The sequence below is a fragment of the Glutamicibacter sp. NPDC055354 genome, assembly GCF_053644955.1.
This window is the reverse complement of record NZ_JBSHMB010000002.1, coordinates 466447-479560: the sequence shown is the minus strand read 5'-3', so window position 1 is coordinate 479560 and position 13114 is coordinate 466447. Positions and strand designations below refer to the sequence as shown.

The 13114-nt window shown below is 57.6% G+C and carries 9 protein-coding genes; all 9 read right to left on the bottom strand.

The genetic code is table 11. The annotated features are described in order from the left end of the window. Positions 1–32: 32 nt before the first annotated feature. The 9 genes from ACWICV_RS12470 to pdhA all read right to left on the bottom strand — a co-directional run bounded on the left by ACWICV_RS12470 (position 33) and on the right by pdhA (position 13013). A complete protein-coding gene (locus ACWICV_RS12470) occupies positions 33–1550 on the bottom strand; it encodes an ABC transporter permease (protein WP_454091102.1) in 1518 nt (505 codons plus the stop codon). Positions 1551–1691: 141 nt separating this feature from the next. Then, on the bottom strand, positions 1692–3500 hold the full coding sequence (locus ACWICV_RS12465; protein ID WP_400290355.1) for an ABC transporter family substrate-binding protein: 1809 nt from the start codon (positions 3498–3500) through the stop codon (positions 1692–1694). A gap of 437 nt (positions 3501–3937) precedes the next feature. Continuing rightward, positions 3938–5581 carry an ABC transporter ATP-binding protein gene (locus ACWICV_RS12460; RefSeq protein ID WP_105657255.1) on the bottom strand — a complete coding sequence of 548 codons (1644 nt, stop codon included), beginning with the start codon at positions 5579–5581 and terminating at the stop codon, positions 3938–3940. Between the two features lie 3 nt (positions 5582–5584). After that, positions 5585–6607, bottom strand: coding sequence for an ABC transporter permease (locus ACWICV_RS12455; RefSeq protein WP_286134154.1), 1023 nt, complete (start codon positions 6605–6607; stop codon positions 5585–5587). Next, positions 6600–7526, bottom strand: coding sequence for an ABC transporter permease (locus ACWICV_RS12450; protein WP_454091101.1), 927 nt, complete (start codon positions 7524–7526; stop codon positions 6600–6602). Before ACWICV_RS12450 ends, ACWICV_RS12455 begins: the two co-directional genes overlap by 8 nt. 190 nt (positions 7527–7716) lie before the next feature. Beyond that, the gene (locus ACWICV_RS12445) at positions 7717–9348 is read right to left on the bottom strand and encodes a peptide ABC transporter substrate-binding protein (RefSeq protein WP_105657253.1); all 1632 of its coding nucleotides are present in this window, start codon (positions 9346–9348) and stop codon (positions 7717–7719) included. Between the two features lie 196 nt (positions 9349–9544). Beyond that, on the bottom strand, positions 9545–10894 hold the full coding sequence (locus ACWICV_RS12440; protein WP_454091100.1) for a dihydrolipoamide acetyltransferase family protein: 1350 nt from the start codon (positions 10892–10894) through the stop codon (positions 9545–9547). Beyond that, a complete protein-coding gene (locus ACWICV_RS12435; RefSeq protein WP_332594836.1) occupies positions 10894–11883 on the bottom strand; it encodes an alpha-ketoacid dehydrogenase subunit beta in 990 nt (329 codons plus the stop codon). The genes ACWICV_RS12440 and ACWICV_RS12435 overlap by 1 nt, the downstream gene beginning before the upstream one ends. A 14-nt stretch (positions 11884–11897) precedes the next feature. Continuing rightward, positions 11898–13013 carry a pyruvate dehydrogenase (acetyl-transferring) E1 component subunit alpha gene (gene pdhA / locus ACWICV_RS12430; RefSeq protein ID WP_105661813.1) on the bottom strand — a complete coding sequence of 372 codons (1116 nt, stop codon included), beginning with the start codon at positions 13011–13013 and terminating at the stop codon, positions 11898–11900. Positions 13014–13114: the final 101 nt, after the last annotated feature.

Sequence of the window (13114 nt, the reverse complement as noted above, 5' to 3'; positions counted from 1 at the left end):
AGGCATGAAGGATGTTCATTGGTCCATGCCTCCTAGACTCGGATTCGTGGGTCAAGCAGGGCGTAAACGATATCCGCCAGCAAGTTGAAAATGATTGCGGCGGTACCGGTAACCAGGAAGAACGCCATCACAGGTGCCGGGTCGACATGATCCAGGCCGGTTGCGAACATTTCGCCCATGCCCTTCCAGCCGAAGACGCGCTCGGTAATCACGGCACCGCCGATCAGGCCGGCGAAGTCGAAGGCTGCAATGGTGGCGATGGGGATCATCGCGTTGCGGAACGCGTGCCGGAAAATCACGGTGCGTTCGCTCAATCCCTTGGAACGGGCGGTGCGAATGTAGTCCTGGCGCTGCACTTCGAGCATGGAAGAACGCGTGTAGCGCGAATAGCTAGCCAAAGAAATCACTGCAAGCAGGATGGTCGGCATCAGCAACTGGGTGCCGTTATCCAGGAAGTGATCCCAGAAACCGCCTTCTAGGTTAGCAGTGGACGACCCGATGGTCGCGATGGGGCGTCCCTTGACGTCCAGGAAACCAGGCCAGGCGCGGAACATGTGATCGACAACGGTCAATCCTGCACCGACAACACCGGTGGCTACGGAGACGGACATCGCTGCTTTGCGCAAGCGGCCGCCCATGAAGCGCCCGACTACTGCCGGAATCGCTACCGCGAGGACCAATCCGAACAAGAGGATCCATGCGTTTGGTTCCAGCAGCATGTAGAAGGTCGCGTAGTACATGGCCAAGACCAGTACGACGGTAATCAGTGCCGGGTACAGCACGCGCTTTTCCTTCAGGCCAACGCTCATGGCAGTGGCGCTCAAGGCCACGAGTGCCGTCAGCACGATGATGATTGCGGGGCCCATTTGCGGGTAGCGGTAGAAATTCAGCCAAATGCTGTACTGCAGCACCAGCAGGACGAAAACAGCGGCAGCTATGAAGGTGATGCCACGGCGCTTCAAGGAGCCCCCGAGGAACATCTGCAGGACGAGTCCGACGACGATGCCTATGGCTATGGATGACCCCAGGGATATCTGCGGATCCGCCAGCCAGTCGTTGTAGCTGATTGCCAGGTACTCCTTGAGCAGCACAGCTGCCCAGAAGACGGGAAGCGAGAAGAAGAGGAAGGTCATGAAGGTAACGATGTAATCCAGGCCGGAGTACTGGCGGATTGCAGTCAAAACGCCAATGGCGATACCCAGAACCGCGGCGATCACCGTAGCGAGCACTACCAGCCGCAAGGTGGACGATGCGGCGTTGGCCAGCAAGCCGGAGACCTCTACGCCGTTGATATTCTGTCCCAGGTCGCATTGGCCAATCAGGCATTTGCTGGCGCCGGTCAGCCAGTCCCAGTAGCGTCCGTACCAGGGTGCATCCAGGTTCATGTATTCCACACGCTGGGCCATCAAGTACTCGCGGTTATCCGCGTTGCTTTCGCGGAGGTCCTTGAGCGGGTCACCTGAATTGATAACCAGTACGTAGAGCAAGAGCGATGCGGCGAACAGCACGGCAAGTGCTGAGCCTAGTCTCTTGGCGATAAATTTCCACACGGTTCTAATGTCCTACTTTCATCTCACGGAAGTGAGCCGGCCCTTGAGGTTGGGGACCTTTGAACACACTGCGGGGCCCGATTTTTGATCGGGCCCCACATGTGCTCACTCACATTGTGCAAGTACGTTGCCTAGGGGCAATTACTCAGCACGTACCCACTGCTCGGCGTTCCAGACGATCTGGTCCTGCGTTGCGGTGTGACGGACATTTTGGATATCCGAACCCGAGGCGCTCAAGCCTGGGTGGGCGAATACCGGGATGCCGAACAGGTCATCCCACAACAGCTTCTCGATCTTCTTGGTCTGCTCGGCATGGACAGCCGGGTCCAGCGAGCTTGCCAGGGTCGCCCATGCTGCATCGACTTCAGCGTTCGAGTACTGGCCGAAGTTCTGCGGCTTGCCGGTGGCGTAGATGTTCTGGCCGGAACTGATCTGGCCGGAACCTGCCCAAGCGAACAGTGCTACTTCGTAGTCGCCACGGTCTTGCGCACCGTTTGGCGAGAAGAAGTCAGCCGAACCGGTGTCCTCGATCTTGAAGCCCGCTTCATCGCAGGAGGACTTGATGGCCGAGACCTGGTTGGCGCGGCGTTCATTAGGTGCCGAGTAGCCGATGCGTACTTCGGTACCCACAGCGTCCTGCTCTTCGAGGATCTTCTTGGCGCCTTCGATATCAACCTGGTCGTAGCGGCCGTCGTAGGATGCGTCCACTACTTCCTGGTAGTTATCCTGGAACGGGAAGACTTCGCGGGAGTTCATCACGATGGCGTCGGGGTTCAGCGGCTTGATCAGGTTGTCAACAATCTGCTGACGTGGAACACACATGGCAAAGGCCTTGCGCAGTTCCAGATTGGTCATTTCGTTGCCCTTGGCGAAGTTGAAGTCAAGGTGCTCCCAGGTCAGGGTGTCGCCCTTCTGGATTGCTACAGCGTCGCCAAGATTCTCCAGCTGCGCGAGCGTATCAACGGTGGGCTGCGGGTTAATGACGTCAACGTCTTTATTCTGCAATGCCTGGACCATGCTTGCGTCTTCAAGGAAGCGGAAGGTCAGTTCCTTGGTTGCAGGCGCGGGGCCATAGTAGTTCTCGTTGGCAACCAGGGTTACGGACTCTCCAGCTTTCCAGCTACCCAGCTTGTAGGGACCGGATACAGGCGAGATCTTCTCATCGGGCAGCTTGCCCGGGTCAGTCATCCAGCCTTCGTTCCAGAAATCGGCAGCCTTCTTCAGCTTGTCGGATTCCCCACCGAGAATGGCTTTGACGAGCTCTTCGGTGCTCATGCCCGACTCTTCGGCCACCACATGTGCTGGGTGGAGCATCCATGACTGGAGGGCCCAGTCCGGGTCAGGCTCGGCGAATTCAACAGTGAATTCCTTGCCATCCCAGTCGCCCTGCGGACCAGCTGGAACAGTGTCGCCGAGATCAACAGAGACCGAGTTGAACAGCGGCTTGTCCTTGGCACCTTCGTTGAGGTTCAGGTTCTGCACTGCCCATGCCAGCACGGAGTCGGCTACGGTGATCGGCGTGCCATCGGACCATTTGGCTTCTTCGTTGATGGTGTACTTGATGGTGAGCGGATCGTCGCTCACCTTCTCATAGCTGCCCAAGGCCTCGTTGGGGTACAGCGTGCCGTCAGTACCGAAGTAGCTGAACCCAGCGAACATCCGGTCCACGATGGCCGAGTTGTAGGTGGAATAGGTGTTCGGAGTAAAGCCGTTGTAGCTCAGGAATTCCGGGGCACCGACGGTGACGTTGATATTGTCTTCGGCAGTCTTGATATCACCCAGATCGGCTTTGCCGCTGTTTGCTGCTTCTGCCGAACCGTTGCCGCCACCTGCGCCAGCATCCTTTGATGCATCGGCGCCTGTGTCTCCGCCGCCTGGTGCACAAGCCGAAAGGGCCAGGGCCAGTGCTGCGCCTACAGCTACTGCTTTCGAAACGCGCTGAAACCGCATTTCGCCTCCTTGAGTTCTTGAACGATACGAGTGCTGGATCGGTGGATCCAATGTGGATCAGATCACATGATCAATCCATTGAGCAATAGACTAACCCGAATTTTCTGGCTTGGATATAGAAAGAAGCGCTTCAGATATTGCCGCGACTCTCCCCCTGAGAGTCATTCGCAACGCGCTTGTTACCCACGGGTTTACGAGATCCATCTCACATCCCCGAGATTTCAAGGATTTCTTTCAGATTGGGAAAAATCAATCGGGCAACTGTTTCATGCATGTTGACTCGCGGAGTGATTTATAACATTTTTGCAACGTTTGTTTCAGATTGATTAAATCTGAAATATTCGTTGAATATGACGTTGCTTGAGCTCAGGTTAAGCGCAAAATGGGCCGGTGAAACCTTACGGTTTCACCGGCCCATTCAGCGGATTTCCGAGCTGCTAGATCAGCGAAGCTCCAGGGATCGCAGCCAGCAGGTTGCGGGTATATGCACTCTTTGGCGCATCGAAAATCTCGTCCGTCGTTCCCTGTTCGACGATCTTTCCGTGTTCCATCACGCATACGTTGTCCGCGATCTGGCGGACTACAGCCAGGTCGTGGGTAATGAACAGGTAGGTAAGGCCCATTTCGCGTTGCAGCTCATCGAGCAGCTCCAGCACCTGGGCCTGCACCAGCACGTCCAACGCCGAAACAGCCTCATCGCAAACGATCATTTCCGGCTGCAAGGCCAGAGCACGCGCGATCGCGATGCGCTGGCGCTGTCCGCCGGACAGCTCGTTCGGGAAGCGGTGCATGGTGGATGCCGGCATGGAAACCTGATCCAGCAGTTCCTTGACCTTCTTCTCCCGTGATGCCGCGTTACCAATACCGTGAATGCGCAGTGGTTCTTCGATGGTTCGGAATATCGAGTACATCGGATCCAAGGATCCGTACGGATCCTGGAAAATCGGCTGGACACGTCGGCGGTACTTGAACAAGTGCTTCTCGCTTAGGTTGCCAATCTGTTCGCCATCAAAGATGATCTCGCCCTCGGTCTTGTCCAACAGGTTGAGCACCATCTGGGCGATGGTGGACTTGCCGGAACCGGACTCGCCTACCACGGCGGTGGTGGTGCCCTTGGGGATCTCGAAGGACACGTTGTCCACCGCGGTGAACTTCTCCTTCTTGCCGAACCCCTTGCGGATATCGAAGACCTTCGTCAGGTTGCTGACCTTCAGCAGCGGCTCGGCCTTGCCCGGAATTACCTCATCAACAATCGCTTCGTGCTTGTCTCCACGCTGTGCTGACAACGATGGAGCCGAGTTGATCAGGCGCTGGGTGTACGGGTGCTTGGGGTTGCGCAGAATCTCCAGCGCTGGGCCATATTCGACGACACGCCCCTTGTACATCACGACGACCTTCTCGGCACGCTCTGCTGCCAAGCCCAGGTCGTGGGTAATCAGCAGCACGGCGGTGCCCAGTTCACTGGTCATGGTGTCCAGATGGTCCAGGATCTGCTGCTGCACGGTGACGTCCAGTGCGCTGGTTGGCTCATCAGCAATCAGCAGGCGCGGGCGGCAGGCCAGGCCAATGGCGATCAGCGCACGCTGACGCATGCCACCGGAGAATTCGTGCGGGTACTGCCTCGCACGCGTCTCCGGATCGGGCAAACCTGCATCGGCCAAGACCTGGGCTACACGCTTGTTCGGGTTATCCCCCGCCAAGCCGTTGGCTTTCAGGGTTTCCTTGACCTGGAACCCGATCTTCCAGACCGGGTTCAAGTTGGACATCGGATCCTGCGGAACCATGCCAATATGGTTGCCGCGCAGCTCTACGAATCGCTTTTCGCTCGCTTGGGCGATGTCCTCGCCGTCAAAAAGAATCTGGCCGGATGAGACCTTGCCGTTGCCGGCCAACAGGCCGATAGCAGCCAGTGCCGAAGTTGACTTGCCGGAACCGGACTCGCCCACGATGGCCACGGTTTCCCCGGGCATCACGGTGAAGTTGGCGTCGCGCACTGCGTGCACTGGACCGTCAGGAGTGGAGAAAGTGATCGCCAGGTCCTTGACTTCCAGCAGAGGCTTGGGAGTTGCACTCTGAGTCATTGCTTAGGCTCCCTTCCGGGCCTTCGGATCCAGTGCGTCGCGCACTGCATCGCCGAGCATGATGAAGCTCAATACCGTTACCGAAAGGAACAGTGCTGGCCACATCAGCATGGTCGGGTTATTGCGCAGCTGGGTACGTGCGGAGGAAATATCGTTGCCCCAGCTCATGACGTCTGGCGGAAGCCCGACGCCCAGGAAGGACAGCGTGGCCTCGGCAACGATGTATACGCCGAGGTTCACCGTGGCAACAACAATGATCGGTGCCAACGAGTTCGGGATGACGTGCTTGACCAAAGCGCTGAACTTGGACAGGCCCAACGCGCGCGAGGCCTTCACGAAGTCCGCGTTGCGGGCCTCGATCACTGCGCCGCGGGTAATGCGTGCCAGCTGCGGCCAGCCGAAGATCGCAAGGGTGATGATAACCGTCCAAACGCTTCGGTTTTCACGGAAGGCAGGAAGCTGCATCACGATGATGGCGCCAAGGATCAGCGGTAGCGCGAAGAAGATATCGCCCAGACGAGCCAGGATGGTGTCGATCCAGCCGCCGTAGTAGCCTGCCAGCGCGCCAATGGCACCGCCGAGCAGCACCACGATGAGGGTAGTGAATACGCCTACGAGCAGCGAAGCACGCGTGCCGTAGATCGTACGGGCGTAGATGTCGCAACCCTGCAGGTTGAAGCCCATGATATGTCCCTGGCGTGCTGGCTCATTGGAATTTTCCAGCAAGCAGGCCTGGTTGCCAGTCGGATCAATGGACGTGAACAGCTGCGGGAACGCAGCTACAACCACGACGGCGATGATCAGAAGCGTGGAGATGATGAACAGCGGCTGCTTGCGCAGTGAACGCCATGCTTCAGCCCACATGGACAATGGCTTGCCGGTTTCCTTGACAGAATCCACCGCCTGCAGCGGAGTCTCCTCCAATGGGGCCACGTAGTGCTCAATTTTGTACTTGGAAACTTTGCCGGCACGGGTGTTTCGGATGGGAAGGCCGTCTTCGGGATTAAAGTTCTGGTTCTCAGGCATAACGGATCCTTGGGTCAAGCAGTGCGTACAGCATATCCACGATCAGGTTGGCGATCACGAAGACGATCACCAAGACGCCTACAACGGCAACCACCGTCGGGGTTTCGCCCTTCTGGATTGCCTGGTAGAGCAAGTGGCCGACACCGGGGACATTGAAGATACCCTCGGTAACAATGGCGCCGCCCATGAGTGCGCCCAAGTCGGCGCCAAGGTAGGTCACGACTGGAATCAGCGAGTTGCGCAAGATGTGCACGGTGACAACGCGGTTGCGGCTCAGGCCCTTGGCAGTTGCGGTGCGCACATAGTCAGCGGTTTTGTTCTCAATGATGGAGGTACGCGTCAGTCGCAAAACGTAAGCCAGAGAAACGAGTCCCAGGACCAAGGCCGGCAGGATCAGTTCGCCCCAGGTTGCCGAACCGGAAACGGTTGGCTTTGCCCATTCGAGCTTGACTCCGACCACGTACTGGAGCAGGAAGCCCAGTACGAAGGTTGGAACTGCGATGACCAGCAGCGATGCGATCAGGACGGTCGAGTCGAACAATTTGCCCTTGCGCATGCCGGCGATGACGCCGAAGATGATGCCGAAGACAGATTCGATCAGCAACGCCAGTATCGCCAGGCGTGCAGTGACAGGGAATGCTCGTGCGAGCATCTCCTTGACTTCTTGGCCCGAGAATGAAGTTCCCAGGTCCAAAGTCACCAGGTTCTTCAAGTACAGGCCGTATTGGACCCAAAAAGGCTTATCCAAGTTGTATTGCGCAGTTAGGCCCGCTTTGGTGGCATCACTCATTGGCTTGCCGCCGGAGAGTGCCGAGATTGGGTCACCGGGAGTCGCGAAAACCAAGAAGTACACCAGCAAAGTAGCACCGATAAACACCGGGATCAGCTGCGCGATTCTCTTCAGGGTAAAACTTAACATGCTTGCATCTCACCTCGAGACACATGAGGGCACAAGGCCATTTTTATCCTCTTTCCGTCGATAAAGTAATCGACGTTTATTTTTGCGAGGCAGGACGGACACGCCAAAGGGAGACCCTGAGCTGCTCGGATCTCCCTTGACGAGTTTTCAGCTTCTATTCGCTCTGATTAGGCCGAATGCTGAAGGAAACTTATTTGCCAGTGATTTGCTGGTACATAGGAACACCGTTCCAGCCGAACTCAACGTTATCCACGTTTTCGCTCCAACCACCCTGAACTGCCTGGTACCACAGCGGGATAGCCGGCAGATCCTTGAACAGGATTTCCTGTGCTTCGTTGAAGATCTTCGCACCCTCAACAGGATCCGTGGCGGACAGGCCCTCGGTCAGCTTGGCGTCGAATTCCTTGCTGGAGTACTTGCCGTCATTCGAACCAGCCCCGGTACCGAATAGTGGACCAAGGAAGTTGTACAGCGATGGGTAGTCGGCCTGCCAACCGGTACGGAATGCACCGGTCATCTCGTAGCTGGTGACCTTCTCGCGCAATTCCTTGAAGGAGCTGAATGGCTTGGCCACGGCGTTGATGCCCAGGTTGCTCTTCAACTGGTTGACGACAGCTTCGACATATTCCTTGTTGCCAGCGCCATCCACGTTGTAGCCGACGGAGAATTCATCGCCGGAGTCCCACTTGCTGATTGCATCAGCCTCTTCCCACAGCTTCTTGGCTTCAGCCCCGTCGAAGTCCAGGACTTCGCTGCCTGGAACCTCTGCGTTATAGCCTTCAAGTACCGGTGCGGTGAAGTCGTCGGCCTTGATCTTGCCGCCGTTGTACACCTTGTCGATGATCAGCTGGCGGTCAATGGCGCGGGAGATCGCTGCACGGCGGAGGTTGCCCTCTTCACCCTGCTTGAAGTGCTCCAGGTAACCCGGAATGGTAATGGTTGCGTTGCCAGCGTAGGGCGAGTTGATCGAGCGGTCGCCCAGATCAGTCTCGTAGGAAGCCAGCGAGCTTGGCGGGATCTGGTCCAGCACGTCCAAGTTGTTGGACTGCAGATCGCTGTACGCCGAGTCGGTGGACTGGTAGACCTTGAAGTCGATGCCGGCGTTAGCCGCCTTGCGTGGTCCGTCGTAGCTCTCGTTGACGTCCAGCTTCAGGTTCACATCGTGGTTCCACTCGGTCAACGTGTATGGGCCGTTGCCGATCGGCTTTTCGCCAAAGGCCTTTGGATCCTCGAAGGCCGCTTCAGGCAACGGCATGAACGCCGTGTAGCCCAAGCGCAGCGGGAAGTCGGACTCAGGCTGGGACAGCTCGACGGTGAAGGTGGTGTCATCCACTACCTTCAGGCCTTCCATCTCTTCCTTCTTGGAGCCTTCCTTGTTGACCTCATCGAAGCCCTTGATGGATTCGAAGAAGTACGAGTTCAGCTGTGCGTTCTTTGCCGCGGCGCCGAAGTTCCAGGCATCCACGAACGAAGCAGCAGTTACTGGGGAACCATCCGAGAAGGTATGTCCGGCCTTCAGCTTGATGGTGTAGTTCTGGGAGTCTTCGGTTTCGATGGACTCAGCGAGTTCATTGACCGGAGCGCCCTTTGCGTCATAGCTGACCAAACCGGTGAAGATCAGGTCCATTACGCGGCCGCCGCCAACTTCGTTGGTGTTAGCCGGCAGAAGGCCATTCTGCGGTTCGGTGGTGTTTGCGGTGACGACGTACGAGCCGTCACCTTCGCCACCGGCGGTTTCATTGGAACCGCCGCCACAAGCGGACAAGGTCAGCGCCAAGGCTGCAGATAAAACGACAGCCTTAGATGCGTGCGAGTATCGCATCCTATTTCTCCTCAACAGATCGTTGCTGCTTCTGCATTTCGCAGAGCCGTGCAGGCAAGCGTGAGCTATAGCACGTAGTGAATGAGATTACATCAAACATTGCGAAACAACCAATGAATAGTCATGAAAGCAATGCTTGAAATCGGGTTACTCACCCGGCTGAAATAACTTCAGCCGGGTCAGTTTTTATTTAAGCTCAAATAAAAATATTCATCATTCCGGGGTCTTCCAATACCGAGCCGACACCTGCGAGGAACTCGCTTGCTTCCTTGCCGTCAACCACTCTGTGATCGAAGGACAAAGCCAAAGTCATGGTATGACGAAGGGCAACTTGGTCTTGGTATTCCCAAGGCCTTCGTTTCACTTGGCCTAATGCCAGGATTCCAGCCTGCCCCGGAGGTAGAATCGGGGTCCCGGCATCCACGCCGAAAACCCCCACATTGGTAATGGAGAATGTGCCACCGGTCAATTGGGCTGGTGACAACGTTCCTTCGCGGCCCTGGAGAATAATCTCGCTGAGTTCAGTTGCCAATACGGGCAACGTCTTGGCTTGGGCATTTTTCAGCACCGGAACCAGCAAGCCGCGGTCACTTGCCACAGCCATGCCCAGATTCACTGACCCGAACTCAATGATTTCGTCAGCCTTTTCATCCCACGTCGAGTTCAGCGCAGGATAAGTCTTCAGCAATCTCGTCACCACGAGCGCCGCCAACGTTGTGATGTTGAGTTTCCGGTCCTTCAGCAAGCGATGCGAACGCATTCTTTCCACCAACGCCATGGATTCGGTGACGTCAATAGTGAGGAACTCGGTGGCATGCGGTGCAGTAAACGCCGACTGCACCATCGCTTTGGCTGTGGCTCTGCGGACGGCAGTGATCTTCACATGGCGGTCCACATCCGGCGAGGACGCTGGCCCATTTCCCCTTGCCGATGAGGTGCTGGTACCTACGGAATCGATGGCCTGCTGAACATCCCTACGCAGCACCAGCCCACCCTCGCCGCTGCCGGCGAGCGCCGAAATATCGATTCCATGATCGCGTGCCAGCTTGCGTACGGGCGGTGTGCATCGAGTCGTCTCATGTTGTTCGCGCTCAGGACTGGCCGGCGCGGCATCCGGTGCGGATGCAACTGGTTCCGCCAATTGCGCCGCTCCCCCGTTGCGGGAGCCACGAGCTTTTCGCGTTGGACGGTTGCCGGTGTCTGCCGGGGCACCGTAGCCAACGAGGGTTGGGGTGCGCTCGACGGCCGCACTTTCCCCATGATTTCCGGGACCTGCTGCTGGCGGCTGCCCGCCGGAAGCGCCTGGCTCCTGATCAAAAGTGACCAGCGGACCGCCAACCTGCACTGTTTCACCTTCGGTGGCATGCAGAGCCTGAACGAAGCCGGCATACGGCGAGGGCAGTTCAACCACTGCCTTGGCGGTTTCAACTTCGGCAATGATCTGGTTGAGCGCAACATGCTCGCCAACCTTGATTTTCCAATTCAGCACCTCGGACTCGGTGAGCCCTTCGCCGAGGTCCGGGAGTTTGAATGTGTGGGCGGTCATCACTTGGCAGCTCCTTCGGTTGCCTCGTGGTGGCGCATCACGGTATCGACCGCGTGCATCACTCGATCCAAATCGGGCAGGTGGTGGCTTTCGAGCCGCGATGGCGGATACGGAATATCGAATCCGGTGACGCGCAATGGGGCGTGCTCCAGATAGTCGAAGCAGCGCTCGGTGATTTCGGCACAGATTTCTGCACCGATACCGCTGGTGCGGCTGGCTTCATGGACTACAACCAGCTTGCCGGTGCGCTTGACGGATTCGGCCACGGTGTCGATATCCAACGGATCCAAGGTGCGCAGGTCGATGACCTCCAGACTGGTGCCTTCATCTTCTGCGGCCTTGGCCGCATCCACCAAGGTGTAGGTGGTCGGGCCATAGCCGACCACGGTGACATCTTCACCGGGTCGGATGATCTTGGCCTTTGGCGATCCGTCTGGCGTTGGAGCCAGAAGTTCAGCCGTGCTTTTCTCGTGGTAGCGGCGCTTCGGCTCGAAGAAGATGACCGGATCATCGCAATCGATGGCCTGGCGCAACATGCTATAGGCATCTTCGACACTTGAAGGCGCGAAGACGCGCAGACCGGCGGTGTGGGCGAAATATGCTTCCGGCGATTCGGAGTGGTGCTCCGGTGAACCGATTCCTCCGCCGTAGGGAATTCGAACTGTCACCGGCATCTTCACACGGCCCCGGGAACGGTAATGCAATTTAGCCAGCTGGGAAACTAGCTGGTCAAAGGCCGGGTAGGTGAAGCCGTCAAACTGGATCTCCACTACTGGGCGATAGCCTCGGTAGGCCAGGCCGATGGCGCTGCCGACAATGCCGGATTCTGCCAGCGGGGTATCGACGACGCGGTGCTCGCCGAATTTGGATTTCAGGCCATCGGTGACCCGGAAGACGCCGCCGAGGGTTCCGATGTCTTCACCAAGCAGGATGACTTTCTCGTCCTCGTCCAGGGCATCGTGCAGCGACTTGTTCAGCGCCTTGAGCATGGTGGTTGCCACAGTTACTCTCCACCTTCAAAATCTGCCAAGTAGTCCAGATAGTTCTTGGCTGCGCGTTCGGTTGGTTCGTGCTTCTCGGCATATACATTGGTGAACAGCTCTTCCACCTTGGGGTCCTCCATGGTGGTGATCGCGGCGCGAAGCTTCGCGGCCAGATCATCGGCTGCGTTCTGGGCACGCTGCTCGTAGGACTGCACATCGGCACCCATCTCATGCAGGTACTTCACCAGGCGGTCGATAGGATCCTTGGCTTTCCACTCTTCGAGCTGCTCGCTCTTGCGGTAGCGGGTTGGATCATCGGCGGTGGTGTGCGACCCCATGCGATAGGTGACCGCTTCAATGAAGGTTGGGCCCAGGCCGTTGCGCGCGTGATTCAGGGCGGCCTTGGTGGCTGCGTAGACTGCAAGGATGTCATTGCCATCCACCCGCCAGGTCTTCAGCCCGAAGCCGTGGGCACGGTCGGCAATCTGGGTGCGGCTTTGCAGGTGGACTGGTTCGGAAATGGCCCACTGGTTGTTCTGGCAGAAGAACAGCACTGGCGCCTGGTAGCTGGCGGCGAAGACCATGGCTTCGCTCACGTCGCCCTGGCTGGTGGCGCCATCGCCAAAGTAGGCCACAGAAACTTGCTTGCCCCCGTCGAATTTGATTCCCATTCCGTATCCGGCTGCGTGCAAAGCCTGGGAGCCAATGACAATCTGCTGGCAAGCAATATTGACTTCATTCGGATCCCAGCCGCTGGCCTGGGCCCCGCGCCACACGCTGAGCAGATCTTCTGCTTTCACTCCCCTGGCCCATGCGACGCCATGCTCGCGGTAGGAAGGGAAAATGAAGTCATCCGCTTCGGTGGCGCGGACCGAGCCGATTTGTGCGGCTTCCTGGCCGAGCAACGGGGCCCAGAGTCCTAGCTGGCCCTGGCGCTGCAATGCGGTGGCTTCATTGTCCATGCGGCGCAGGACCACCATGTCGCGAAGGAAATCTGCAAGGTCCGCTTCTTTGAGGTCCTTCAGATAATGGTCAAGTTCTTCGTCCGGGATTCGTTTCCCGTCGACGTTCAGCAGCTGATGCGTGGGTAGGCATCCGGCGGCTACGTCAATGTGCTGTGTGGACACGATCGGCATCCTTACTCTCACGTAGTCGGTTGCGGGTTTTCATTCACAAACACCGCTTAATGTGATGCTACTCACGCAAGGCAGGATGCACAATGGTGTTTTTGGAATTA